Genomic DNA, 26,876 nt, shown 5'->3' with positions numbered 1-26,876 from the left:
GTGGTGGACCCCGTGGGAGCCCTCACCGAGTTCACCTGGAACGCCCCTGTACGCACAGACGCTGACGACGTGTCAGAAGCGGTTGAGGTCGACGCCCTGGGCCGCCCGACCCGCTTCGTGGACAGCGGGGCGAGTCAGGTTCTCGTGCGCGACCTCGCGGGCCGCATCGCAGAGGTCATCGACTCCGACGGATCCTTGACCCGTATCACTCGGGACGCTGCCGGGCGCCCCACGCGCATCGAGGCCCCCTCGGGCGTCACCGAGATCGCCTACGACGCCCTGGGCAGGCAAGAAAGCATCATCGGCCCGGAAGGTAGAGTCGACTTCTCCTACGACGCCGACAGCAGGATCATCGCCAGATCGCACTCGTGGGGGGTGACACGTTTCGAATGGGACGCCTGCTCACGCCTGACCCGGGTGAATATGCCCGGCACGACGCCCACGACCTGCACCTACGACGCGGTCGGCCGCCTGACCTCCATGCGCGATGCTGCATGGGGCAGACGCCGTTTCACCTACGACGCGGCTGGCCAACTCACCTCGATCACGAACGCCCTCGGCGGTGTCACCACTTTCGCCTACGACACCTGCTCGCGTCTCGTGAGCCACACGAACCCCGCAGGTGGAACAACCCTTCACGAATACACTCCCGACGATCACCCATCGGCCCTGACCGACCCCCTGGGCAGAACCTGGCGCGCCCACTACGACCTTGCGGGCGCACTGGTGCACACCGAGTCCCCCGACGGCTACCGCACCCCCGCCCTGCAGACCAAGGAGCCCGCCACCGCCGAACACGCCGGTGAGCCCGCCACGGATCAGCTGTCCCTTATCCACGACGACGAGGGGCGCCTCGTGCGCATCGAGGGCGGCCCATTCGGGACCATCACCTACGAACACGCACCCCGCCGCACGCGCATACACGCCCAAGGCCTAACCCAGGAATGGGCCTACGATGCATTCGGGCGGGTCTGCTCTTACACGGTCCACACCCCCAAGGGGCTCACACAAGCGCACTTGTCCTACAACCAGGACAGTCGTCTCGACACCATCAGCGTAGACGGGGCATCGACCTCGTACTCCTACGACGAGGCTGGCCAACTCACCGGCGTCGCCTCGCCCGATGAGCAGACCCTGTACGAATGGGACGATGCGGGCCGTATGACGAAGGTGACGCGCATCAGCGACGTCGGCTCCGCCGAAGAAACCCTCACCTACGACGCCGCGGGCCAACTCCTGACGCGCACCACACCCGAAGGAACGACGAGCTACACCTACGACCCACTGGGCCGACGCACCCGGGAAGACGGACCTTCAGGCCGGGTCTCCTACACATGGGATCCCTCCAACCATCTGACCACGATCAGTCGAGCGGGCCGCCAGACCCAGCTCGACTACGACGAAGCAGGCCGCCCTGCCCTCATCAACGGACACACCATCACCTGGGCCCCGGCCGGGCGATTGACCCGAATCGACGACACGCCCATCACCCTCCTGCCCGGCGTCCTCGCCCTGGGCGAGACTCTCCTGCCCCAAGGAGCGCGCCTCGCCCGCTCGTCGAGCCCGAGCGACCCGTGGACTGCGCTCACCCACCCGATCGACAGCCACACCAGCATCGATGTGAACGCCTTCATCCACATCAACGGCCTCCACCTCATGGGAGTCAGGGCCTACGACCCCGCAACCCGTCAATTCCTGACCACCGACCCCCTCACCCACACGCCCATCGCGCCGTGGACCCACACCCCCTACTCCTACGCCGCCAACAACCCCCTGGCCTACACCGACCCCACCGGCCTCAAACCCATCACAGACGCCGACCTCGCCTCCTACAACCACGCACACGCCGGACTCGGCGCAAAAGCTGTTGATTGGGTCGGCAATAACTGGGAGTACATAGCGGCGGGCGCTGCTATTGTTGCCGGTGTCGCATTGATGTGCACAGGGATCGGCGGACCGGTCGGCCTTGCACTACTCGGAGCTTCTAGCGCTCTTCTCTCAGGTGGAGTGTCGATCGCTTCACAGAAGTATGCGACCGGGAACGTCGATTGGAAGCAGGTGGGAATCGAAGCCGCTGTGGGCGGGGTGTCGGGTATTGCCGGTGGCAGTGCCGGGGCTGTGGTTGCGCGGCAGATCACCCAGCGCGGTGCTACGCGCATCGCAATCGGTGCCGCATCGGGCTTGGCCGATGGGAGCATTTCCGGGGCTACCGGTTACCTCCTCCAGCCCGGCCCCCACACCCCTGCCGGTCTCGCCCAAACGACTCTCACCAACGGAGTCATCGGCACCGCAACAGGCGGCATCATGTCCTCACAACCCAAATGGCTCACATGGGACGAAACCAAGAACTTTCTCGGCTTCGCATACAAACCTCAATACCTTGACGGAGGGGAGGTGCTGCATCGTGCCGGATCCGCTGAAACTGAGCTGGGACGCTGGTGGTCGACAGATGCGCCTATCTATGAGTCCGTGACTCGACAACGGAAAGCCGTTCCACATCAATGGAGAGGCACACTCGAGCCGAATATGATGAATACCGGCTTCACCGCGACCTTTCCGAGAGGCACTATAGCTTATAGCGGATGGGCAGCCCCTCAACGCGGGGCGAACCTTCACTGGTACCTAGGTGGAGGAAATCAGACATACATTCCATCTTCATTTTCAGACGCAAAGGTGATTAATTCATGGCCCTTACTGCCTTGAACCTTATTCGCAATCCGGAAGGTGCGCGACAAGCTCTTGAAGAGTTGGCTTCAGTATTACTTGATGCTCAAGATTCCCAAGGGAGTCAATGGGCTGTTGAAACAATGAAGGCCGTGAAGACCCTTGAACAACTCAGGGGTTGGCGAGAATTGCGGAACTTTCGATCCAGATATCTTCATGCACAACGAGGGACTTTTGGAACGCTGTGCGACTATATTCCAAATAACAAGGAGGTGGCGCAGCGACTAGAGTTCACAAGAGAGCATTTGTCTCGGTATTTCTAGAGAAAGGAATGAATATTGTGCTGCAGAGTCCTTCGATTTGTATTGTTGCCCAAATCCGCCATTCGAGCGGGTACAGACTATCTTGAAGTTCTTCAGACGACACCGTTCAAGAACGAGGTTGTCGAGGACATGCGAGCCGATATGCTTCCAACGGTTCATTCGATCATTGAAGCGACGAAGAATGCGGATGGACCCTTTTCGCGACTTTTCATGTGGCATAGCTTCAAGTCCTCCCTGCGTGGCGGTGGGGGGTGGGTCGGGGTCTTGAATGCACACCTATCGCCTCGCCGGAAGGCCGAAATTGGATACGACTCAAGACTGATCGAAGCAGAAGGTGACTTCATTCGATATTTTCCCCTGTGAAAGTAAGGGATCTTCTACCTATTCCTCGCAAGATAAACGGATCGCTTTTTTGAAAACTGTCCAAAATGAATTCTGGTTTTATCGATGAGGTTTATGTTAACGGCGACTCGACACCTATGCCGATGAAGTATGAGACTACTGCGCGCGATACTCTCCTACTCGGAAGTGCGAGTCTTCTCGTTGTCGATGATGAAGAGAGCCATGGGCGGCTCCCAATTTCGCCCTTCACTATGTTCGCGATGCGCGCTATCTTCTGCCGTTCACTGCGCCCCTGCCGTCTAAGGATCTCCTCGCAGCACTGAGGTGGTTCTATCCCCCACGGAGCTCCTATTGAGAACCTTTCTACGCCGAGAGCGGACCCGTGCTGTGGTTGCGCGGCAGATCACCCAGCGCGGTGCTACGCGCATCGCAATCGGTGCCGCATCGGGCTTGGCCGATGGGAGCATTTCCGGGGATACCGGTTACCTCCTCCAGCCCGGCCCCCACACCCCTGCCGGTCTCGCACAGGCTACTCTGACCAATGGCGTGATCGGCGGTGCAACGGGTGGCATCATGTCCTCACAACCCAAATGGCTCACATGGGAATACATGACCAACTTCAAATGGGGCGTTTACAAGGGTTCTTATCTGGACACACCCGATGTCTTCTTCCGTGCCGGCCCTGCTGATTCTCCGTACGGAAGTTGGTATTCGAAAGACGCTCCACTATCTATATCGCAGGTTCGCAACGATAAGGCACTTGTTGAGTATTGGGTCAACGGTGGCGAATATCGTGATGTCGCCATGGGGTATACATGGATTCATGGCAACGGTCAACCCGCATATTCCGGGATCGTTGCTCCTCAGAACGACCCAGTGACTGGAATACGCTATCCTGGCGGCACCGGCCAGATATATTTACCAGAACAACAGGTGCATAGCGGTTGGCATGAAGAATCTTGGTCATGGAGACTTGCTCCTTAAATCAGAGGAAAGTTAATGTCAATTGGATTTCAAGGAAGGACATATGACTGAGTCAGAGACTTATAGTGCATCAAGCGAGTTGCCATATCAATATGCAAAGATTCGGTCTTTCGAGTATTGGGGTTATGTGACGCCTCCGTGGTGGAGGAGACTGTTCTTTGCAAAAGATTCGCGTCCTCTGGAAAGAACGTACATAATTGATGTGCATTCTTCGGAGGATGATAGTCACATTGCCTGCGTTCACACTGATGACGCTTTATGGTTTTTGAGCGAATATAATTCTTATCCCATTGAACAAGCTCATGCGCTTCTCAACGATTTACATACGAGCGAGCGAGAGTGGCCGGATGTGTGTAATGGTGTTGCCAGCGAGTGGGTGAGGATCGATGCCCCGTTAGGTTTTTCTCTCGCCTATTCAGCATTTCTCAAGGATGTTCGCGCCCGCGGAATTGAGTCTGACCTGTATTGCTTCGGAAAGCCTCAGAAGTTGCAGCAGCATGTGCTGATGTATAAGAAGGGAATATTCGGTCGACGTCGACGACACCTGTGGATCGTCGCATGGCATGATAATCGAGCTCTTTTGTCAAAGAGAGATCAATTCGAGAACGAGAACGCGACTTGCGAGTATCTATTTCAGGCAGTGTTGCGCGAACATGAATACCGTCAACGCTTCTCAAGAAAAACGTAGAAGTGTCATTGACGAGAAGGGGATTGCTCAGGTGTCGAGGCGGACGTATTCGGTGTCGAAGTTATCGCGGTCAACGGCCTACATTGCGGAGCGCATCAGATTAGGAGATCGACTCATTCAGGCGCGGCATATCGAGCAGTCAGTTCAGGAGCTTCGCTCGGATTTTACTACAAAAGAACTCAGAGCCTTCGCCGATGAATTCAGTGGTTATTTTGGTTGGTTTCATATCGCTCTTGAAGACTATTACGAGGTGACGGAAGATGGGTCGTACTATCGTGAACTGACTGAAGTATTCAGGGCTCACCTGCGTTTCGTACGCCGTTTTGCTGAACGTGCGGAACGACCGTGGTCGCGATGGACGATCCGCCTCGTCGAATAATCAAGACGCCGAATGCCGCGTATTCCTGACGGGACGGTGTGCTCACGCTACGGATGGCGCGCCGACACTGTCAACACAGCCGACGCGCCACCCTCGCTGGTCGAAAGACTCAGTACGCTAATCCTCGGGGTTGAGGGGCGAGGTCGGCACTCTGCGGGTTCGGCACTTCGAACCCATTCGCCTTATACGCGGCGTAATCGAAGTTCTCGCACTCGTCGTAACCGATGCGGTGGTAGGCGTAGAAGCCGTCCCAATTCTCGTATCCGCTGCCGAGCTCCGATTCGAGGAAGGCGTCGGCCATCGCCATCGCCGTGCGGGGCGCGACGTAGAAGGCGCCCATCGCCAACAGATTCGCGGCATTCGCCGCAGAGGCTCGCCTCGCAGACGGAACGGACTCGCAGACAGCGGCGTGAACGTGGGGCACTTTCGATGCGGCGATATGGATTCCCATGCCGGTCCCGCAAAACGCCAAGGCCCGCTCGAACTCGCCTTCGGCGATCTTCGCGCCGAGAGCGAAGCCGACGCGATGGTACATCGGCGTCTCCTCGAGAACCGGGGTGATATCGGTGACCGTCCACCCGCGTTCCTCCAGGTGGGCTTTCACGGTTTCCTTCAGGGGGAACCCGGCGAAGTCTGCGCCGACGACGACGTGCCTGCTCCTGATGGTCTTCACTTCATCTTCCTTCCTGCAAGGAGCCGCGCGAACGGATTCTTGCCATTGAGTTCATTCACGCTGATGACGAAGAGGAGGACTGTCCCCCAGATCAGCGGCCGGTAGAAATTCGAGATATCGGGGAACATGTTGAGCCCGGAGGACAGGATCTGAAGCATCACGATCGCAAGGATGACTCCCGCCAGCCGCCCTCGTCCCCCATTGGGGTTGACTCCGCCGAGGACGACGATGAGCACGGTGAGGAGCGTGTAGGAGGCGCCGTAATCCGCTTTGGCGGAGTTGTAGTTGGCGAGCATGACGAGGCCGGCGATGGCGGCCATGATCCCCGAGAGGATGTAGGTGCGCATGAGCAGACTCGTGATGCGCATGCCCGAGAATCGTGCCGCCGTTTCATTCGTCCCGAGCAGGAGGATCTTGGTGCCGAATCCCGTCATCGACAGGATCACCCCGACAACGATCGCGCAGATGATGAAGATGACGAATGGCATGGGAATGATGCCCATCAGCTTCGCCGCGAATACCGTCCCATAGGCGTCGGGGACTCCGGAAACGGGTTTGCCGCCGGTGAGGATGATCGCAACGCCGCCGAAGAGTTCGAGTGTTCCCAGAGTCGCCAGGATCGGCGGGATCTTCAATTTCGCGATGAGCAGCCCATTCACGCCTCCGCAGATCGTCCCCACGACGAGGGCGATCCCGAGGGACAATCCTGCGGCGATTCCCATGCTCGCCGATGTGGAGTCCCCTGTGAGCACGATGCGCAGCGCGAGGGCGGCGCAGATCGAGGTGACATTCGCGATGGCGACGACGGACAAGTCGATGCCCGCGGTGAACATGGTGACCATGACGCCCAGCGACATGAGCCCGAATTCGGGGAATTGGACCGCCATGGACTGCCAGGTGCGCAGGGCGAAGAAGGGCCCAGGCCTGATGAGGGCGAAGAATACGAGCAGGAGGAGCATCACGAGGACGAGCCTGCCGATATAGGGGTCGGTCCTGGCGAAGCCGGGGAGCGGGATCCGTGGGCGCTTGGGTGCGGATGCAGAAGTCATTGTCGTGTCTCCTCACGCTGGCGTTGTTCGGTGCCGCCGGGATCTGGCGACTTGGACTGCGGAGATGCCGGTTCCCACGATGATGAGCAGGCCGAGTGCGAACCCCTGCCAGAATGTGGGGATTCCGGTGAGGATCATGGAGTTCTGGACGATCACGATGAGCAGGGTCCCCAGAACCACTCCGGTCAGCGTCCCCGTGCCGCCTGTAATCGCGGTCCCCCCGAGGACGACTGCGGCGATCACCATCATCTCCATGCCGAGCAGGTTCGTCGGGTGCATCTGGCCCATCGAAGTCGTGCGGACCATTCCCGCGAGCGCTGCAATGATCCCGACGATGACATAGAGCCAGAACTTGGTGCGCCGAACTTTGAACCCGGCGCGCTCTGCTGCGGATTCATCGCCTCCGATGGCGAAGATACCGCGTCCGAACATGGTGTAGCGGGTGATGAAATAGGCGATGGCGAGGACCGCGACGAAGATGAGGAAGCTGACGGGCATCGCCGATTGGAGTCCGGAGCCCTCATTCGTGACAACGAACAGCGAGGCGGAGCCGAATGCCTCCATCGAGTCCGGAATATTCGGGATCTGCACCGACTTCAAGGCCCCCTGCATGAACCCGTTGAACACATTCGCCGTGCCGAGGGTGATGATGAGGGTGGGGACCGTGAGTCGTGAGGTGAAAAGCCCGTTGAACGCTCCCAGCAGTGCACCGAACACCATGGCGATGAGGAAGGGGACAATCACCGGCCCGTCGAATCCCTGATCGACGAGGATGCGGGTGGTCGCGTAGACGGCGAGTGAGGCGAGGGCGGGGAAGGAGACGTCGATTCCGCCCGAGACGAGGACGAGGTGCGCGGCCACGGCGAACAATCCGGGCACGACCATCGCATTGGCGAGGTCGACGAGGTTATTCGCTGTGAAGAACTGCCCGCTTCTCATCTGGATGACGAGGGCGAGGGCAATGATGACGAGGAAGACCCAGAACTCGTTCGCCCGAAGGATCTTGTGTGTCACGGTCTGCATGTCATGCTCCTTCCGCAGCGGTGTCTGTGGCCATGAGCTCGCCCAGTTCCTTTTCACTGGTGGTGGCGGGATCGATGGACTCGCTCAGGCGCCCTCCACGCATGATGTGGACTGATGAGCAGTTCGTGAGGACTTCGGCGATGTCATCGGAGATGATGACGATCGCCATGCCGTCTCGTGCGAGGCGCTGGAGGATCGAGTGGATGGTGTATTTCGATCCGATGTCGACGCCGACGGTGGGACCGTTGAGGATGAGGACATCGGGCTTCGTCGCCAGCCACTTGGCGAGGACGACTTTTTGCTGATTGCCGCCCGACAGCGTGCTCACGGCGTTGTCCGGGTCCGGTGTTGCGACTTCGAGGTCGCGGACCCACCGCTTCTGTTCGGCGTCGATGCGCTTCTTGTCGAGTCTTCCCAGTGTCCCTGCGAAGTCGGACATTTCGGAGATGATGATGTTCTCACCGATGGAGCGCGACAGGAATAGCCCCTCGGTGAGTCGGTCTTCGGGAACGTATGCGATTCCGGCGTCGATGGCGTCGTGAACGTTCGAGAGGCGGACCTCCTTGCCCTTGACGCGGATGGTACCGCTGTCGATGGGGGCGAGTCCGAAGAGCGAGAGGGCGAGCTCTGTGCGCCCTGAGCCCAGCAGTCCCGTGATCCCGAGGATCTCACCGCCCTTGAGTGAGAAGCTCACGTCGGCGAACGCTCCGTCGGCGCTCAAGCCCGACACGTCGAGGACCGGCTCATCCCCGACTTCTTCAGCCTCGAATCGTGTTTCGTCGAAGTCTCTGCCGGTCATGTATTTCGCAAACTTGTGGCGGTCGAGATCTTTCGCGTTGCAGGTGATGACTTTCTTCCCGCTGCGCAGGATCGTGAAGCGTTCGGAGATCTCGAAGACCTCTTCGAGTTTGTGGCTGACGAAGAGGATGGCGATGCCTCGGGCCTTGAGGTCGAGGATAATCGAGAAGAGGGCGTCGACCTCGCGCTTGGTGAGCGCCGTGGTGGGCTCGTCCATGATGATGAGTTTCGCGTCGGACATGAGCGCCCGGCAGATTGCCACAAGCTGCTTGTCCGCGACTGACAGGTCGCCGACCTTCGCATCGAGGTCGACGCGAAAACCGATCTTGTCAACCGCTTGGGTCGCGATGCTCCGGAATCGCTTCCAGTCGACGAGTCTGCGCCCGGCTGCGACTTCCGTCGTCAGAGCCAGGTTCTCCATGACACTGAGGTTCGGGAAGACTGAGAAGTCCTGGTAGATGACTTGGACTCCCGCATCGATCGCTTCGAGCGGCGTCATCTTCGTCCAGCTCGTGCCGCCGATTTCGATCGTTCCGGAGTCGGGGGCGTGGACACCGGAGATGACTTTGATGAGAGTCGACTTTCCGCTGCCGTTCTCACCGGCGAGGCAGTGGATTTCGCCGGGGCCGATGTCCAAGTCGATGTTGGTGAGTGCGTGGACACCGGCGAATGACTTGGAGATGTTCTTTACTGAAATGAATGGGGCTTGCATTGATCATCCTTCCAGCCCGTGAGCGCCCTCGTCGTAGCGGGGACGATTGTCCTGACGCGCACCCGGGGTGCCGGGGCCCTCTCCCCGGCACCCGGACGCGGTGTCAGAATCCGAAGCTGTCGACGTTGTCCTTGGTGATCTGGATCCAGCCGTTGCCCTCGAGGACCTTCGTGGAGCCCTGGGAGAAGTGCATCTCCTCGTAGCCCTTGACGCCGAGGTCAACACCGTCCTCGATCGTGTCCCCATCGAGGATCTTCGTGGCGAGGGCGGCCATGGCGTAGCCCGCATCGGCGGGGTCCCACAGGGTCAAGGCCGCGACGAGGTCGTTCTGCAGAATCGTCTTATTCGCCTCGGGCATTCCCGTTCCGGCGGTGAAGACCTTGCCCTTGAGTCCGAGTTCGTCGATCGCTCGGGCGACGCCGGGTGCGTCGAAGGAGGAAGTGCCGAGTATTCCTGTGACTTCGGGGTACTTCTTGAGCACTTCCTTGGCCACCTGGTAGGCGGTTTCTCCATTGTCTTGGGACTCGACTCGGGGTTCGGCCTCGAGCAGGGTCATCTTCGGGTACTTCTCCTTCTGGTGGGCGACGGCGCCATCGGCCCATTCGTTGTGGGAGGCGTTCGTGACGTGGCCGACCATCGTCGTGTAAGTGCCCTCCTCGCCCATTGCCGCCGCGAGATTGTCCATGATGAATGCGCCGTAGTCGGCGTTGTTGAAGGCTTCGATGTCGTATTGGGTGTTCTGCTGGGATGCTCCCTCATGGGTGACGACGACGATGCCCGCATCCATCGCCTCCTTGAGGACGGGCTCGATCGCGCCCGGGTCGACGGGGACGACGCCGATAGCGTCGACGCCCTGTGCGATGAGGTCCTGGATGACCTGCGCCTGCATGGTCGCGTCGGTCTCGGCCGGTCCCTTCTGGAAGACGTTGAGCCCGCTGTCCTTTGCGTACTGCTTGACGCCCGTTTCCATGCGGACGAACCACGGGTTGGTGGAGTCCTTCGGGACGATGGCGATGGTGTAGTTCTTCCCAGCGGCGCCGTCGCCGCTGGTTGCAGTACCTGTGCCGTTTCCGGAACAGGCTGAGAGCGTCAGTGTCATCGACATCGTGAGAACGATTGCACTGCTGGTCAAGAATCGGGATTTCATATCAACTCCTTGTGTGAACTCATCGGCATTGATGACAATCAGTGCGCGTTCGGTGAGCGCACTGTTGATCGGAGGGTCACCAGTACTCATCGTCACTGATGAGCGCCGTATTCCCCTGAGGGCACCACCAGATCGACGTGGATGGTGCCGCAGAGCATCCTTAATGTATGTCGCGCATCACCTACTGTCACCACTTCTGTCGAGATGTTGTGCAATCGTTATCAAGAGTGGATTACCGGTAACTGTGACAATGAGGAACCCATATCGTGCAGCCATGATGTGAATGCTTCACGATCGGGGTAGGAGGTCTGAGTCCCACGCTCGGTGACCGAGCGGGCTGCGTACGCATTGGCCAGGCGAAGCGCTTGGGGCATCTCAACGCCCTGAGACCGGCAGTGTGCGAAGCAGCCGATGAATGCGTCTCCAGCGCCCGTCGTGTCCACCGCATCGACTGGAAAGCGGTCGATTCTCAGGTCGTCTCCATTCGAGGAGAGCCACCACACTCCCCTCTCCCCCATGGTGACGATGACATGAGGGCATCCCGCTTCTATGAGGATGTCGGCGCCTGCCCTCACCCCGTCGTCTGTGCGCGCATCCATCCCCGTTAAGAGTGCCAATTCTGTTTCATTCGGCATGATGTAGGTGCACTGTGCCGCAAGCTCAAGATCGAGGTCGGGCGATGCAGGAGCGGGGTTGAGGAGTACCGGTATCCCCAGGCGGTACCCCAGTTCGATCGCCGCCCTCGTTGTTTCCATGCGGATCTCTAGTTGGCAGACGATGAGCGAGCACTGAGCGATGGCATCCGCCGCGGCCTCGACGTCGAAGGGGAGCAGCCCGTTGTTCGCGCCCTTGACGATGATGATGCGGTTGCGGGACTCGGGGTCGACAAAGATCGGGGCGACTCCGGACGTTCCGTGTACCTGCTTGACGTGGGAGGCGTCGATTCCATTGGCGCGGTAGTTCTCGATCGTCCTGCCCCCGAAAATATCGTCTCCGACGCACGTCACCATGAGGACGGGGCTTCCCAGCCGCGCTGCCGCGACGGCTTGGTTCGAGCCTTTGCCACCGAATCCAATGGAGAAGTCGAGGGCTTCGATCGTTTCTCCCTCGACCGGCAGGCGAGTGATATACGTGATGAGATCGGTGTTATTCGACCCGATGACTGCAATGGGCATCGTCTCCTCCTTCGGCTCCGCGCGATCCGGACGGGTCATCGCCCCCAGGCGCCGTCGCCTGCCATCCGCTTCATCGCGTGCAGTGCAACAATAGCGCAAACGTTTGCATTTTGTCGATGATCCACTGCGGATCCTCGACGAATCCCCATCTCCTCAACCCAGTTCGACAGAGCGGGCAATGAACGCAGAGCATCCCACATCGGCACAATACTCTTCGACCTCGGCTTCAATGCCGGGATCGTTCGTATACTCGATGAGCAGGGTTGTCAACCCGCGATCCGCGACGCGCTCCACATGCGCGCGGAGCCTCGCGCTTTCAGCCGCGTCTTGGCGTCCGAATACATCGCGGTCGTAGTCCTCGATCGATGTGAAAACGGTTTCCTGAGCGACTCCGTCGAGGACGCCCTCAAGCATCGGCGCACCCTGAGCGCCCTCCTCGTCGAGGAGGGCGGCGACGAATTCATCCCCGCCATTGATGAGGACGCGCACGCCCATCGCCTTGAGCCCGCCCAGCATCTCCACGAGGGCGTCGCGGGTCTCCTTCGTCGGACTGCGGCCGAATACGTCGGCATTGTCGATGAAGAAGCCGTCGGCTCCCCTAGCTCCGAGTTCCTCGCCGAGTTCGTGAACGATGAAGTCGCGCCACTGCGGATCGGTGACATCGAGCCAGTATTCCTCCGGCCAGTTCTCATAGGACTCGGCTCCGAGGCGGGAGAAGCGGTCGTAATAGGGGCGGTAGGTCTCAAGGGAACCGATATTGAGATAGGAGTACACCGTCGTCACTCCCGTGTCGCGCAGGCGGAGCACATCATCGGGGCTGAACTCCTGAAGGTCAACGATCAGCGTGTCATAACCCGCATAGCGGCTGACGTCGCGCGACGCCTCCTCGCCCGATACCGACAGGAATACTCCGACCCTGCCGAGACCGCCGTCGACTCCGGAACGTCTCGGCGCCGCGGATGAAAACTGGGCGGAGGGGGCGCCCTCGTCGATACCCGACGGTGACGGCGCCTGCGCACCGGCGCATCCGGCGGCCAACGCCCCGATCAGGAGCATCATCGCCCACCCGTGACACCCGCGCACTGCCGCCATGAGCGTCACAGTAGCCGAACAGGCTCGCCTCATGCGACGGCGGACAACGGCGCTCCCCCGTTTCGCGTGCACCCGCCGCGACAGAGCGCCATGGCGGAGCGCGCCGTCTCCGATCGAGGCTCACCGCTGAACGTGTTCAGGAAACGAAGGTGAGTCGCACATCCGTACTACAATGCGATCGATGGACTCATCACTGAGGGGATAACTCAACATCCCACCTCACATCCCAATTGGGAAGTAGGTGGGAAGTTAAGTGGGAAACATGCTGGGAACTGTTCCTCCCCTGTCGCGATCAGTCGAGGACGTTCCGCTCGACGCGGTCGACGGCAGTAACACCGTCGAGTTTGGACAGCTCGTGGAGCAGCGCATCCTGCGGGTAGGGTCCCTCGAATCGCATGACGACCCTCATGCCCTTGCCGTTCTCCGTTTGAATCGACTCCGTGGAATTCACGGTCGCCGTATAGCCGAGCATCGAAGCGGCAACGAGGATCTTCCTCATGATGCCGCGATCCGACTCGTATTCGATGACGGTGCGATCGTTGCGATGACTCGAGGGGAGTTTGGCCACAAGAGGACCGATCGCGAAAATGAGAATGAAGTGCAAGAGCAGGGTCGCCACCGCGAGCGCCGCCATGCCCGCCCCGCAGGCAACGCCGATCGCAGCCGACACCCACACCGTCGCTGCAGTCGTCAGCCCCTTCACGGTGTCATTGTTGACGAAGATGACACCGGCACCGAGAAAGCCGATACCGGACACGATTTGAGCAGCGAGGCGCGACGGGTCGACGGCGACCGCCGGGGAGCCGGGCACCGAGAACCCGTACATGGACACGAGGGTGAACAGGCAGGAGCCCATTCCGACCAGAACATGCGTCTTCACACCCGCGTCTTTGAGGTGGTAGTGACGCTCGAGGCCGATGAGGAAGCACACGACCATCGTCATTGCCAAGGCGGCTGCACCGAACCCCAGATGGTCACTGGTGAAGATATGTGCTGCGTCGCTCATGCCCGTCCCCCTGCCCCGATGACGAATCTATGGCCATCCAGTGTAGTGGAGGGTCGCTGTGATTCAGTGGCCGTAGCGGTCGATGATCTCCGCAAACGACGGCGAGCTCCCACTGAATCCGAGATCCATCGCATTGACCTGGAAGGATCCGTCAGCGGCATTGACGAAGACGGAAACACTCGATTCATCGACTCGGGGAACCTCACGCGACACGACTGTCAAGAACTCCTCCAAGATGCGCTCCACATCGTTTCGATCCGACGATGACGCCGTCAGGAAGCCCTTGATGGTCAGCTGCTGAGTCGGGCCCAGCGCACCATAGGTGACATCAGCCTGCGCAACTCCGGTAATCCGCGCGGCCTGGTCGGCGAGCAACGACTCGACCCTCGAGATCTCGTCGCCATCGACCGGTGTTGACGATGAAGAGGCCCGACATGCGACGGTGCCGAGGGCGAGAACGGCCGCCATCGACACGGTGAGAAGTGAACGAATCAGTCTGGCCATTGGCGCCTCTCCTCCAGTGACTCAGTCATCGACGGAACGACCGATCGGAACGGTGATGTGTTCGTACCTGTTCGGATCGTTGGTCGTGTAGTTCGATACTGCGGGGTTCTGGTTCTGCCAGTCTGCCAGATACTGACTCCCCGCAGTACCCGGAGCCAGCGAATCGTAGTACGCCTTCTGCGGATGGGTCTCCCACGGATTGATGCCCTGGGATGGGGACGGGAGATATCCGTGCGTGACATTGTCGGGGCTTCCGGGCCAGCCGCCCAAGTCCAATCGCGGAATGATGTCGCCGACGTCGGAGATTCTCATGGGGTATTCGCTCCCGTGCTGGAGTGCAAGGACGGGGACATCGGAGGGGATTTCCGCACAGTCGATCGGCGAGCCGTTGGTGATCATTCCCTGGATGTTGTAGCGCTGCGCGAAATCCTCGTTGGCCGACATATTCGCCGTGAGGATGCCCCCCTGCGAGTGTCCCGTCAGGAGGATCTCCGGGCGATCAGGGATGACGGCGTCGGGGTGCTGCTGGCGGTAGTATTCGATGGCCCGGTCGACTGCCTCCATAGAGGACTTCGTCGCCGTGCTCGTCCCATTGGCGACGGCATAGAGATTGGCCGCCCAGTCCCGACCATTGGGATTGCCGCCCCATCCGTCGCTCAAAGACGTCAACTCGGCCTCTGTTCCCGGAACTGCGACGATGAATCGGGTTGTTCCATTGTCATCGGTGACGGCAGTGACGGTGACACCACCCGTTCCGTAACTGTCGTGACCGATTCCGACGATCTCTCGCAAATCAGAGGGGGCACGACCATGTGTTGCGGTGGGTTCGCCCACCGTCGGTCGCCCATCGTCGAAAAAGTGGTGGTCCGTTCCGGTAACGGTGTTCCACACCAGCCCCCCGACGTTGCCTCCGACGATCAACGCGGAGGCCAGGAGTTCTGCTGGCTGGGGAATCCGCCCTTCGGTGAAGATTCGTCCGAACTGGGATAAGAAGCCGCCGACGGCGTCACCGGTCCTCAGCAGTCCTTTCCAGAACGCTGATGCCCGCGATACTACACCGTCGACAACGGTGGAGACGAGGGCCTTCCCATCCTCGATTCGATCCCTCGTCCACGCGATTCCATCACCGATGCGATCATTCACCCAATCGACGCCGTCGTGAACGCGGTCGCCAACCCATGACAAGCCATCTTTTGCCTTGTCAAAGCCGCTCATCAGCCAATCGTCGAGGGGACCGGGAAGTCCGCGATCGCCCGATCCATTCGAGGAAGGACCCGATCGGTTCGCATTGAGCGTTCCCGCAGAAAAGTCTCCGCCCTCTCGCGAAGTCCGCTCCTGCGCCTCAATATTGAGTCTCAGAGTCTTGCCAGCCTGACGAATCGTCTCAGCACTGGTCATCAACTGACGCTGGTGCTGCGCATTCCACTGCTGCCTGAAAGCGTCGGCATCATTGCCCTGCCAATTCGAGTTGCGCAGCAGTTGTGCGATCTCGCGCCGTACGGCATCGAGCTCATCCGCCTTCCGGTCGATCATGTGCGCGAGTGTGCGCGCAGCATCGACATCCATTCCGAGCCGAGTCACGACTGTGCTCCTTCGTCCTCACCGCCAGCTGCTACCGTCCGATCGCGTGCGCCCAGTGCATACCACACGACGCCGAAGCCGACATCACCGGGGGCGACCTCGTAGACCCCGACCGTGCCATCGTGACGCTCGATCGAGTAGAGCCCCTCATCTCCGACGAGCCACGCCCTCATCCCGATTCCAATGTCGGGCTGGGAGTGGTTCCCGGAGAAGATCGTGTGCTGGATCATGATGGTGGCGCGCGCCCGGAACGCGTCTCGAATCTTCGGATCGATGGCGGCACTGTCGAGGGATTGCCGGGCGAGGGCGATCAGCTGTTCATCGATGACGTGCTCGACTCGGCGAGCAGCCGGAGTCTGTTGTGGTTCTGCGCGGACCTCGTCAATCGGGGGCAGGACCCGCCGGATCAACGGCCATACATGACTCGCAGAGGCGACGACGAATTCGATCTGGGGATCCGCGCCCATTGCAACGAACTCCCCCGATCCATCGGGTTCGACGGCGAGGCGGCGCGTCAGGCTCGTCGCGACATCCTGGCCGACTGACACGTCGCAGAGGTAGGCGAGACCATTGAAGACCGACACGACCCTGAATGTGGCGTTCGCCGTGATCGTTTGACGAATCACCGCACCCCACATGGAGTCGAGTACGCCATCCGATGTGATTCCCGCGCGTTCGAGTTCCGCCCGCGCCTCGGCAGATCCGCCATCGGATTCACCCGCCGTTCCCTGCACGAGGGCGACGGCGAGGTTCCATGCCTGCGCAGACGCCATCCATCCGCGTAATGGTGTCGAATCAGTCATGCGTCATCTCTCCGTTTCGTATGCGAAGCGGGGACGATGCCGTGCATCGTCCCCGCTTGAGTCTGCCTGTGCACGGGTGCCCCCGGACATGCAGCATGCCCGGGGGCACCCGCGATTCGCAGTCGAATCACAGAGACGCTGACGTGGAGTCCTGCGCCTGAGCGTTGCGAGTCGCCGTCTGGCTCGCCTCCTTCAGAGCCTGCGACACCTGACGAAGCTTCGTCGTCAGATCCGAATTCCACTGGTTGCGGAACTGATCAGCATCAGAACCCTTCCAATCCGTGCTCTGAAGCTGCGACGACAGAGTCGAAACGATCTCATCAATCGTCTGAGCCTTCGCATCCATCTGACGCGCCAGCTGACGTACCTGCTCGACATCCATACCGAGGAAAGCCATGATTCTTCTCCTTCATGATCCTGCTCCCACCACCACGGTGAAAGCTGAGTCTTTCTCTTGACACCAAGTCTGCCAATCACCACCCACCCACACAATGGGGACCACTCCCCATGCGCATCGGTGCAGATCAACTGAATTTTAGATCTTGGGCACCTGGATTTTCCACACGTGTCCGGACTGTGTGAAGTAGCCGCGTCCGGGCAGCATCTCCCGTCCCGGCAGTCCGGGAACCGTCGTTCCGACGACGCCCTCACCATCACCGAGCGATGGGCACAGGACCAGCCCCGCGCGCCCGCCGCGCATCGCCTGACCCAAGCTTCCTGAACGCGCCCACCCGGGCAGATCGGCTTCGGCGATAACGAGGTGGCCGTTCTGCTTCGCCAGCGTAATGACATCCTGAATGGGCTGGTCGGCACTCGAATAGGTGAAGTCGCCGAGATTCTCAATGAAGAGAACCGCCCCTGGGCCACTGTGAGGCGCCTCCGCCGCGAATAAAGACTTCGCCTCCATCAACATGTCGGCGACCCGATCCTCGCCCTGAGCCTTCGCGCTCCACACGGACGACGAGGCGAGGGCCGAGCGCCCGGTCGAGGCGTGGAGGAAACGCGCTCTCGGATAGGTCGCGTGCAGGCTGTGAAGCAGCCACGCCAGCGCGTTCGATCGTCCGGACTGGGGCGAGCCGCCGACGCTGAAAGTACCGATCGGGCGGAATGCCAGGGGCGACAGCCCTTCGGAGTCCATGCCGATCACCGGTTGACCATTGACGTTCGGAACAATCGAGTCCGCCGAAATGAACGTCGGGAGGGATCCGATGCCCTGGGGCCGGATACGGTCCCGCAGTACCGCGCTCTTCGCCAGTTCCTCCATCTCACGCGCCTGAGCGAGGGCGTTGATATTGTTCCCGAGAATTGCGAGTTGCATGAGGTTCTCGCTTCCGACCTGCATCGCCCTTCCAGGCAGGCTCGTCGGACTGAGAACATCCTTGGGGAGCCCGAAGTGCAGGTAGGAGTCGTCATCCGTTTGACGCAGGATGATCTTGCGCTGGAAGTTGGAGGCCAATGACGTGGAGATCGCCTGGGGCCGGTCGGCGGTAACGGCGACGTGGACTCCGACGGCGCGCCCATCGAGGAGGATCTGCTGGAATTGCGTCCAGATCCTCAACTTCGCCGATGAGGACTGGTACTCCTCGCTGAAGGTGCCGATGCCGTCGACGAGCAACAGGATCCTCGCTTCGTCGGGGCGCTGCGCGATCCTGCGATATCCGGTGATATCCGAGGAGCGCACCGCCGAGTAGCGGGTGGATCGCTCATCAACGATCGAACCGATGAAGGAGATGAGTCGGACGACCCGCTCTTCATCATCTCCTGGCACAATATCGCCGACATGGGTCATCACTTTGAGCATGTCGAGACCGCCGCCGGCGAAGTCGAGTCCGTAGACTTCGACCGGTCCGGACCTCGGCGTGATTGCAGCAGCGACGGCCAATGACCTCAGCGCCTGCGTCTTGCCGGAGCCGGAGGCGCCATAGTAGGCGATATTGCCCTCCTTATCGGGAAGGAAGTACTCGGGGACCTGTGCCTGCTTCGTCGGTACATCGGCGACACCGAGAACCAGCTCGGAGTCTCTGCGCTGGTAGAGCTTCGAGATGTCGTAGGTCTGGGCGAGGTCGGGAAGCCACGGTTTGCGCGGCTCGGGAATCCCGGCGGTAACGGCCGCAGACTTCAAGGTGGTGACGACCCGCTTGATGTCCGTTTCAACGGAGTCGTCGGGCTTGGGCAGTTCAGGCGTCTGCCAGCTCTTCGGCACGCCGAATCCGAGTTGCTCGACATCAACGGAAACGGTCTTGATCTCCTCAACAGTCTTCGCACCCGGGTAGGCGCTTTGAAAAACCGTGATACGGCCGGGGCCGGTCTTCGCGGCAGCGCGGCCCGGCGAACCCTGGGGGAAGTGCGCTGCCATCGGATCTCCGAGGACGTCGCGCGAGTCATCCGTATCCGCCATGCGCAATGCAACGCGAAGATTCGTATTCGCCCGCAGATTGTCCTTGATGACGCCCGCGGGGCGCTGCGTCGCAAGAATGAGGTGGAGTCCGAGGGAGCGCCCTCGTTGGGCGACGTCGACGACGCCGTCAACGAACTCGGGCACCTCCGTGACGAGGGCTGCGAACTCATCGACGACGATGACCAGTGATGGCGGGCAATCCGGGTCCCCTGACTTCTCCAGTGTCACGAGGTCCTTCGCACCCTTCGCATTGAGGAGCTCCTCGCGGAATTTCAGTTCGGCTCGCAATGAGGTGAGTGCTCGCCTGACGAGGAACGGCGACAGATCGGTGACCAGGCCGACGAAGTGCGGCAGTTGCGTGCACTGGCCGAAGGCGGAACCGCCCTTGTAGTCGACGAAGAGGAACGTGAGTCGGTCGGGGGACAGCGCCTGCGCCATGCCGAGGACCCAGGCCTGGAGGAACTCCGACTTGCCGGCACCGGTGGTACCGCCGACGAGGGCGTGAGGGCCCTGCGCGCGCAAGTCGAGGTGGAGGGGCGCGCCGGCACCCATCCCGACGAGAGCGGCCATCGACATCTGCGGGCCCGGCGTGATCTGCGCGCCAGGACTCCGATCAATGAGGGAATGGGCTGCGCCCCAGCGCTCGATAACCGCATCCGGGCTGTCGGCGAGTTCCGTACCGGTCAAGGAGATGTAGGAGATGGATCCGGGCAGGTCGGAGTCGTCATCGACGGGGACTCCCGCATCGATGATCGGTGCGAGGGACCGCGCGAGGGTCATCATGTCGTCGCGGTTCACCCTGTCGACGACGATGCCGGAGAGGACGCGAGATCCTGAGACGTCGCCGACACTCGCGGTCCGATCGTCCACGGCGACGAAGGCTCGGCAGGCGGCGGGGATCCCCGCGAACTCCGGAGAACTCCAAATGAAGTAGATGCCGAAGTCCGTGCCCAGCTCGGCGATTCTATTAAGGCGGGCGTGATCGATCGGCGTGTTGTCGACGAAGACGATCACTGCGGGGATCGGGTTGGGGAATGAGGCGTCGGAGTCGATCCGAGTGCCCGTCTCCCTGGGGGACCGGGACGGCGTGTTTTTCTCCTTGGTGGTGGCGCGCCGCGACTCAAGAAGCCCTTCAAGAGAGTTGAGCAGCTCCGCCCCGGACTGCGCGTCAGCGGACAGGTGAACGCCGTGTCCCAGCGGCGAGTGGGGCGAGGCGACGTGGGGGAACCATTCCAACCACTGCCATGCGTGCAGGCGCTCAGTCGACGTCAGGCATGTCATCACGACCTCTGCCGGGGAGTACTCGGCTGCGATTTGAGCGGCGATGGCGCACTGCACCTGATCGAGCCATTCCTCGCTGCCGCACAGGCCGATCCCTCCCTCGGCGCGCAGATCCGCAATGATCGGAACATCGGAGATCGTCGCGTATTCGGCCCGCAGTTCTTGGGCCGCCCTCGCGCAATCGACGAGTCCCTTGCGATTGCCCGGCTCGTCGAACTCAATCTTCGACAGATCCGTCCCGATCCCGAGCCGGATCTTGAGGAACTCGGGGTTCTCCGGTCGTCTCAGCCACAAGGATCCATCCCTGCGCAGCGCGCCCGCGACGACCTGGTCGACCGGCGGGAACTGGGAGTGGCGGGCCTCGCGATCCGCATCGTGATGCGCCTGTACTTCCTCTCTCAACAGCGCGAGGGCCTCAAGGAAATCCGCTCTGCCAATTTTCGCCATCTGCTTCATGTGCCGCTTCTGGTCCCACCAGGAGCCGATCATCATGAGTGGGCTGAGGGCGACGAAGAGGACGGTGTAAAGCTGCCTCGTGATCGCATACATGATGACGCCCATGAGGAGCGGCATGAGCATGGCGATGATGGGGAAGCGCTGAGGCTGGGGGTTGTCCGGGATGTCGGGAAGCTTGAACTGTTTGATACCGACCCGGGGCACGACCTGCGGTGGCCTCACGAAGGCGATATCCGTGGATTCGCCGGAGGAAGCTTCCGGCATCTTCGTCTGAACGAGTTGGATCTGCGTATCGCCGACAGTGATGACGTCCTGTGGGCCGACCTTCGCTCTGTGCACCCTCTGATCGGCGAGGACCACGCCATTGGCGGAGTTGAGGTCCTGAATCTCAATGCCGGAGCCGACCGTGATGCGCGCGTGAGTCTTCGACACCTTCGGGTCCGACAGGGTGACGGCGCAGGAGGCGGAACGCCCAACGACGGTTCCGCCGAAGGGCAGCGACACCTTCATCCCCTTATCGGGTCCTTCGAGGACACGCAGTTGCGCCGCCGCCCCGCCGGTGGGGACGACCCGATCCGAGGATGCGATATCGACGAGGGCGCCTGAGCGCAGTCCGGTCTCCGTGACATATGCCGTTGACGGCAGGACGGAGGTGACGTGCCCGCCGAGGGGGTCGAGGATCCGCAGCGTCACCGACGCGGGGTCGATCGCGGCGGCGGCATCCTCGGGGCCGGCAGTCGCCAGGACTGCGGCGATATCCCCGACGGTCGCCGTCGCATCCGCTGTCACCAGGAGATCGATATCCTGAGGGCCGCGCCCCCTCAACGTGACTTTGAGCTTCACTGGACGTCCCTTCCTGTGCGGGCTCCGACAGTATTCCTCGTGTACTCCTCATCGAGGAGGTGGAGATCCTCGCGCTTAACCAGTCGAGCCGTCACCGCGTATTCGACGAGTCGTGCCCTGCGGTAGGTCGCAAGAGATCCGGGTTCTCCCCTCATACCGGAGACGCCCATTCTGTCGAGTTTGTCGGACACATTGTCGAGCTTGCGATTGAAGCGCGTGATCGACCATCCGAGGCGGCGGGCGACTTCCGCATTGCGCGGGATATCCGTCGAACCGGAGCCCGCCCTCGTGAGCCATGGCTCGCACAGGCCGAGGATGAGCAGATACTGGGAGGGCGTGAAGGACGCTTCCCCCACTGTCGCCTCCCCTGCGCCGAGATCCTGACTACTAGAGGTTTGGAAAGCGGTGCCGTGAACTTCGACGTCGAATTCGTATGTCGTCGGCCCGGCGGTGAAGACCACTGTCACCGAGTCGAAGACCAGTGGGATCCGCACCCCCGGGCCGACTCTCGCCTGCATTGCGCCGGAGGAGTCCGCAACGGTTGCGGCGAGGCGGCTCCCGACATTCTGAATCCACCACATGTCATCGCTGTGGGTGATCTCCAGGAAGCGTCGATGCAGGTACGGGTTCTCATCGATGCACAGGTCCGCATCTCTGCCGATCGTGAAGACTCGGTCGTCGGCGAGGGGGTAGACCTCCCCGCAGTAGTAGACGACTGCTCCCGCGTTCTCCTCGGTGAGCGGGCCCGAGTCGACGGGCCGTTCCAGTTCCTCGTTCACGGCGTCTCCACGCATTCGATCACCTCTTTTGAGGACCTTCCGTCTCGATGACGCACTGCCACCGACAGGCACGTCCGCCCGGGGACGGCTTTGATGGTGACGCTCGTGGCGGTCGTCTGACGGACAGGCGTGTCAGTCAGGGGGTCTTCGACGTGGTAGAGGTACGTCGTCCCCTCTCCGAGGGAATCCCACGTGAAGGTGACGCCATCGTCCCCGACGCTGCCGATGAGGCCTGTGACACTGCGACCGGGAGTGTCATCAGGCAGACCGTCGATGGGCGACTCGACGGGGTCCGTCGTCGTCGGGGCAAGGGTTCCGCCCTCGCCCAGGAGGTACGTCCACACGCCGAATCCGATACCGCCGACGAAAAGCAGCGCGAGCACCGCTCCCGCGATGAGTGCTCCCATCCGAGGGCGCGGGGCGGGTTCATCGTCTTGGGTGTCGTCGGTGTCATCATCCAGGGTGACGGCGAGGGCCGGTTCGACCGGCGCAGGGATCCTGACCGTCTCGTCGCCCCCGGGGGACGAGGGCGAGCGCGTTACCGTCCTTTCATCCGCGTCGTCCCGTCCGAATCGGTCGGCCACAGCGGGCGCAGATGGTGAGATGGGGGAACCGGTGGCCATTGAAACGGATGCGGATGGTTGCGACCATGCGGGGGGTGTCGGCTGTACCGGGGCGGACGGTGCCCTGCGCGGGTCGATCATGACGATGGGGGCCGCTGCCGTGCGATCATCGTGGTCCGAGTCGTCTTCGGTGATCGGCTCTTGCAACTCCTCCACTTCGAAAGGAGTGGGCGTCTGGTACAGGCTCACCTGCACCTGTTGGAGCGCGAGGGCGAACTCTTGAGCCGACTTATACCGTTTCGCAGGATCCTTCGACATGGCAATCGCAAGGATGCGCTCGAGTTCTGCGGGGACATCGGCGCGACCGGTCGGGGGGACCTGCTGATGGAGGATGCGGTTGAGGAGCGTGAACTCCCGATTGTCCCCGCCGGGCACGGCGAAGGGTGAATGCCCCGTCAACACGGTGTGCAATGTCGCTGCGAGTGAGTAGACGTCGAGGGCGGGACTGAATCGGCCGTCCCCGCTGTGCTGTTCGGGAGGAGCCCAGGGAACGGAGAACCCGGATTCTTTCACATACCCGGACTGGGTGGACACGGCGATCCCGAAGTCGGTGAGAACGGGGTGTCCGAACTGGGTGAACAGAATATTCATCGGTTTGATGTCCCGGTGGAGGATGCCCCTGCGGTGGAGGGTCTCCACCGCTCCCGCGATCCTCACCCCGATATCGAGGACCTGCGACACCGGGAACACCGTCTCCTGTGCCCTCTTGCCGAGGTGAGGGGGAGGGCAGTACTCCATGACGAGGTAAGAGCGCCCGTCGTCGGTCGTGGCGGCCGAGTAGAAGGACACGATGGACGGATGGTGGGAGACCTGCGCGATGAGGTTGACCTCCGCTTCGAAGGCGGCGCTCTGTTCGTCGCTGGATCCCGGGCGCAGGACTTTGACGGCGACGTCGCGCTGCGGCATCTGCTGTCGGTACAGGTACACGTCGGCGAATCCGCCGGAGCCGAGGTGGCGGACGAAACGCGAGTTGGGGATCTGCGGGGGCGTCAGTGGTGTGCTCATGACGACTCCATGCGGAATGACACGCCCTCGCCGATGTCGATGACGTCTCCTGGGCGCATGACGACGGGGACGCGCTCTTTGAGCCTCACCGGGGTTTCTCCCGGCCTGTGCAGGTAGGTGCCATTATTCGAGCCGAGGTCACGCACGCGCACATCCCAGTCGTCGATCCTCACTTCGCAGTGACTGCGGGAGATCTGCTTGCCGGGGCTGGGGACCGCGACGATCCTCGCCTCTGGGCGCCCCGGTTCGGGCACGTAGCGGGGCCTGCGCCCGATGATGACATCGCGGTCGAGGGAAAGGGTCTCCCCCGTCGACAGGATGATCGACCCGAGAGGGGGCCTGGGTACTCTTGCGCTCGAATCGGTCATCTCCCCCGAGCAGATCCTGCACGAGGAGGCGTGAGTCGGATTGGGGTGCCCCTGAGTGCAGAGGACGGCGAGGACGAGGGGCCCGTCAACGGGAGTCTCCTGGTGTGCGGGTTCGCTTATCGAGCGCGCGTGGTCGCGCAATTGCCTCGCCCGCGAGGGAAGGACGGTCTGACCGTCATGATCCCCCTCAAGGCCGTCAACGACGGGCGCCGCCTCGTGTCTGGCGTGGGCCGCGGGGGTGTCGAGCCCGCGAGCGCGTGACGGAAGCACCGTATTCCCATCATGATCACCCTGCAGATCAGAAATCTGCTCGCCGGTTGATTCGACTCGCTCCTCCTCGGCGCGTTCGACTCCGGGGACGGAATCGATGAGGAAACCTCCGTCCGGCATCGGCGGAGTTTCAATGTCAGCCGCGAAGACGGGGGGAGTCGGCAGCGGAGGCGGAGGCAGCGGCGCAAGCGGAGTCGGCGGAGTCGATGAGGCGTCCCCAAGCGGGCTCGGCTCGGGTTCCACTAGATGTTCGGGCTGCGGGGGAAGTGGCACTGGGTCGGGCTCGTCGGCGTCGAAGGCGTCGGAGTTGCGCACATTCCGCACGGCAGCGTCTTCGACAGTGCCCAGCTTGGTATTCGACACGAGGTCGTCGTAGGGGGAGGCCGCAACGACCGGTTCGCCAGCGGGTGCCCGTGGAGAGGATGGCTCCGGCATCTTCTCATCGGGATCGTGCCACGAGGTGAGGGTGTGGATGGCGTCATCCACCGGGGTTTCGCCTACTGCGGACTCGTCAGGGGCGTCGGTGCTCGCAGGGGCGATCCGATGACGGGCGGGGGCCTTCTGGTTCTCAGGGTCGGCTGCGTGTCCGGGGGCGACCTCGCCCACTGTGCCCGAGGAGAGCATTGACACGGGCAGTACTGCGGACTCAGCGCTCCACGACCGCAGGGTTGAATCCGACGCTGAGACGGGGGTGAAGATCCTCCAGCCGCTGATCGAGGGGAACCTGTGTTCCGACCAAGTGATAACTGACCCGCTGGTGAGGGTACGCGGCCCTTCCGGCACACCCACGACCAGTTCGAATGCTCCGCGCACCGCAATATGCGCTCCTGCGCCCTCGTCAATGATCGCGACGAAGCTCGGCAAGGACGCAAGGTCGGCCGCATGCGAACTCGTCAGCTCTTGGAGAAGTTTCGGCAGGTCAGCGCCTTCGCGCATCAACCGCCAGAACTGTTCTGCGCTGTCCTCATTGCCCGGTTCGAGAATGAAGATCCCCCGATTAGTGATCGCCGTCGGGTACTCACCCGGCGTCCACGTCCTCGCACTCATATCATTCCCCCTCCGATGTCGCGGGCGCGGTATGGGCTGGCCTCGGAATCGTGTTCTCGTCGCTGTCCACCGTCTGGTCTACGCTGTGATCCTCCCATGGAGGCTCGGCGTTGATGACGTCAACGATGAGCACCGTGACATTGTCTTTGCCCCCGGCGTTGAGAGCCTGGCTGATGAGCTCATCGGCCACGGCCTGAGGGTCGGACACTGAGCGCACGATCATCTCCAGGAGCGCCGATGTCACCTCTCCCGACAGCCCGTCTGAACACATCACCCACCGGTCCCCCGATTGGAGGGGCACCATGAACAGATCCGCTGCTACATCGGGCCCGGATCCTGCGCCGAGCGCCCGAGTGATGACGTTCTGGCGGGGCAGTGCGCGGGCCTCAACCTCATCGACTTCTCCGGCATCAATGAGCTCTTGGACTTCGGAATGATCGACGGTCACCTGTTCGAAGGATCCCTGCGACAACAGGTAGGTTCGAGAATCGCCGATATTGAACACGAGCGCGCAAGGAAGGCCACGATGCTCATGGACGGCGAAGCCCGTGAGGGTCGAGCCCGGTGCTCCGACTCCGACTCCGAGTTCATACAAGTCCACTGCGACCCGCGCCAGTGCCGCTGACAGCTCCGATGCAGTAATGAAGCGCTCGTCGGGAAGCGCACCGAAGAGGGAGGAGACGACCTTCTGTGATGCGACGTCTCCCGCCTTATGACCGCCCATGCCGTCTGCGACAAAATAGAGGGGGAATCTGGCCCCCCACGAGTCCTCATTGACGCTCCGTCGCCTGCCGACGTCGCTTCGGGCGGCACAAGCGAGTTCGACTCGCGCACCGGAGGGGGACCTCGCCTCGACCTTCATA

The 26,876-nt window shown here is 61.6% G+C and carries 22 protein-coding genes; 5 read left to right on the top strand and 17 right to left on the bottom strand.

Annotated elements, in window-relative coordinates:
* From BQ7471_RS08985 to BQ7471_RS11215, 5 genes are all read left to right on the top strand, one after another.
* Entirely contained in the window at nucleotides 1–2,703 is a 2,703-nt protein-coding gene (locus BQ7471_RS08985) for an RHS repeat-associated core domain-containing protein (protein WP_159438534.1), read from the top strand.
* Nucleotides 2,685–2,987, top strand: coding sequence for a hypothetical protein (locus BQ7471_RS11230; RefSeq protein WP_129583409.1), 303 nt, complete (start codon nucleotides 2,685–2,687; stop codon nucleotides 2,985–2,987). Before BQ7471_RS08985 ends, BQ7471_RS11230 begins: the two co-directional genes overlap by 19 nt.
* Before the next feature lie 729 nt (nucleotides 2,988–3,716).
* Entirely contained in the window at nucleotides 3,717–4,313 is a 597-nt protein-coding gene (locus BQ7471_RS11225) for a hypothetical protein (RefSeq protein WP_129583408.1), read from the top strand.
* 43 nt (nucleotides 4,314–4,356) lie between these two features.
* Complete coding sequence (locus BQ7471_RS11220; protein ID WP_129583407.1) at nucleotides 4,357–5,001, top strand: hypothetical protein; 645 nt, start codon at nucleotides 4,357–4,359, stop codon at nucleotides 4,999–5,001.
* Nucleotides 4,967–5,380 (top strand): hypothetical protein, encoded by a 414-nt coding sequence (locus BQ7471_RS11215; RefSeq protein WP_129583406.1) that lies wholly within the window; start codon nucleotides 4,967–4,969, stop codon nucleotides 5,378–5,380. The genes BQ7471_RS11220 and BQ7471_RS11215 overlap by 35 nt, the downstream gene beginning before the upstream one ends.
* 109 nt (nucleotides 5,381–5,489) lie before the next feature.
* On the opposite strand, the gene BQ7471_RS08975 is transcribed toward BQ7471_RS11215, so the two are convergent.
* The 17 genes from BQ7471_RS08975 to BQ7471_RS08895 form a co-directional block, all read right to left on the bottom strand.
* On the bottom strand, nucleotides 5,490–6,053 hold the full coding sequence (locus BQ7471_RS08975) for an RpiB/LacA/LacB family sugar-phosphate isomerase (RefSeq protein WP_076465677.1): 564 nt from the start codon (nucleotides 6,051–6,053) through the stop codon (nucleotides 5,490–5,492).
* Nucleotides 6,050–7,102, bottom strand: coding sequence for an ABC transporter permease (locus BQ7471_RS08970; protein ID WP_076465675.1), 1,053 nt, complete (start codon nucleotides 7,100–7,102; stop codon nucleotides 6,050–6,052). Before BQ7471_RS08970 ends, BQ7471_RS08975 begins: the two co-directional genes overlap by 4 nt.
* 12 nt (nucleotides 7,103–7,114) lie before the next feature.
* The gene (locus tag BQ7471_RS08965; RefSeq protein ID WP_076465674.1) at nucleotides 7,115–8,125 is read right to left on the bottom strand and encodes an ABC transporter permease; all 1,011 of its coding nucleotides are present in this window, start codon (nucleotides 8,123–8,125) and stop codon (nucleotides 7,115–7,117) included.
* A gap of 1 nt (nucleotide 8,126) precedes the next feature.
* Nucleotides 8,127–9,635, bottom strand: a complete 1,509-nt coding sequence (locus tag BQ7471_RS08960) for a sugar ABC transporter ATP-binding protein (protein WP_076465672.1) — start codon at nucleotides 9,633–9,635, stop codon at nucleotides 8,127–8,129.
* Between the two features lie 103 nt (nucleotides 9,636–9,738).
* Nucleotides 9,739–10,782 carry an autoinducer 2 ABC transporter substrate-binding protein gene (locus BQ7471_RS08955; protein ID WP_076466335.1) on the bottom strand — a complete coding sequence of 348 codons (1,044 nt, stop codon included), beginning with the start codon at nucleotides 10,780–10,782 and terminating at the stop codon, nucleotides 9,739–9,741.
* Between the two features lie 221 nt (nucleotides 10,783–11,003).
* The gene (rbsK, locus tag BQ7471_RS08950; RefSeq protein WP_076466333.1) at nucleotides 11,004–11,957 is read right to left on the bottom strand and encodes a ribokinase; all 954 of its coding nucleotides are present in this window, start codon (nucleotides 11,955–11,957) and stop codon (nucleotides 11,004–11,006) included.
* Nucleotides 11,958–12,110: 153 nt separating this feature from the next.
* Nucleotides 12,111–13,049, bottom strand: a complete 939-nt coding sequence (locus tag BQ7471_RS08945) for an endo alpha-1,4 polygalactosaminidase (protein ID WP_076465671.1) — start codon at nucleotides 13,047–13,049, stop codon at nucleotides 12,111–12,113.
* 292 nt (nucleotides 13,050–13,341) lie between these two features.
* Nucleotides 13,342–14,055 carry an MgtC/SapB family protein gene (locus BQ7471_RS08940; protein ID WP_076465669.1) on the bottom strand — a complete coding sequence of 238 codons (714 nt, stop codon included), beginning with the start codon at nucleotides 14,053–14,055 and terminating at the stop codon, nucleotides 13,342–13,344.
* 63 nt (nucleotides 14,056–14,118) lie between these two features.
* The gene (locus tag BQ7471_RS08935) at nucleotides 14,119–14,559 is read right to left on the bottom strand and encodes a hypothetical protein (RefSeq protein ID WP_076465668.1); all 441 of its coding nucleotides are present in this window, start codon (nucleotides 14,557–14,559) and stop codon (nucleotides 14,119–14,121) included.
* Nucleotides 14,560–14,580: 21 nt separating this feature from the next.
* Nucleotides 14,581–16,140 (bottom strand): hypothetical protein, encoded by a 1,560-nt coding sequence (locus tag BQ7471_RS08930; protein WP_129583405.1) that lies wholly within the window; start codon nucleotides 16,138–16,140, stop codon nucleotides 14,581–14,583.
* Nucleotides 16,137–16,943 carry a hypothetical protein gene (locus BQ7471_RS08925; RefSeq protein WP_129583404.1) on the bottom strand — a complete coding sequence of 269 codons (807 nt, stop codon included), beginning with the start codon at nucleotides 16,941–16,943 and terminating at the stop codon, nucleotides 16,137–16,139. Before BQ7471_RS08925 ends, BQ7471_RS08930 begins: the two co-directional genes overlap by 4 nt.
* Before the next feature lie 127 nt (nucleotides 16,944–17,070).
* Nucleotides 17,071–17,340 (bottom strand): WXG100 family type VII secretion target, encoded by a 270-nt coding sequence (locus BQ7471_RS08920; protein WP_076465663.1) that lies wholly within the window; start codon nucleotides 17,338–17,340, stop codon nucleotides 17,071–17,073.
* Between the two features lie 138 nt (nucleotides 17,341–17,478).
* Entirely contained in the window at nucleotides 17,479–21,921 is a 4,443-nt protein-coding gene (locus BQ7471_RS08915) for an FtsK/SpoIIIE domain-containing protein (protein WP_076465662.1), read from the bottom strand.
* Nucleotides 21,918–22,700 (bottom strand): FHA domain-containing protein, encoded by a 783-nt coding sequence (locus tag BQ7471_RS08910; RefSeq protein WP_235821287.1) that lies wholly within the window; start codon nucleotides 22,698–22,700, stop codon nucleotides 21,918–21,920. The genes BQ7471_RS08915 and BQ7471_RS08910 overlap by 4 nt, the downstream gene beginning before the upstream one ends.
* Nucleotides 22,697–24,328: a serine/threonine protein kinase gene (locus tag BQ7471_RS08905; protein WP_076465660.1), complete on the bottom strand. Its 1,632-nt coding sequence runs from the start codon at nucleotides 24,326–24,328 to the stop codon at nucleotides 22,697–22,699. The genes BQ7471_RS08910 and BQ7471_RS08905 overlap by 4 nt, the downstream gene beginning before the upstream one ends.
* Complete coding sequence (locus BQ7471_RS08900) at nucleotides 24,325–26,013, bottom strand: FHA domain-containing protein (protein ID WP_076465659.1); 1,689 nt, start codon at nucleotides 26,011–26,013, stop codon at nucleotides 24,325–24,327. Before BQ7471_RS08900 ends, BQ7471_RS08905 begins: the two co-directional genes overlap by 4 nt.
* A 1-nt stretch (nucleotide 26,014) precedes the next feature.
* Nucleotides 26,015–26,875, bottom strand: a complete 861-nt coding sequence (locus BQ7471_RS08895; RefSeq protein ID WP_076465657.1) for a PP2C family protein-serine/threonine phosphatase — start codon at nucleotides 26,873–26,875, stop codon at nucleotides 26,015–26,017.
* Nucleotide 26,876 lies beyond the last annotated feature (1 nt).

Origin of the sequence: Actinomyces mediterranea (assembly GCF_900155595.1) — a bacterium.
GTDB classification, from domain to species: Bacteria; Actinomycetota; Actinomycetes; order Actinomycetales; family Actinomycetaceae; genus Pauljensenia; species Pauljensenia mediterranea.
The sequence above is the reverse complement of the archived record's forward strand: the minus strand, read 5'-3'. Positions and strand labels throughout refer to the sequence as shown.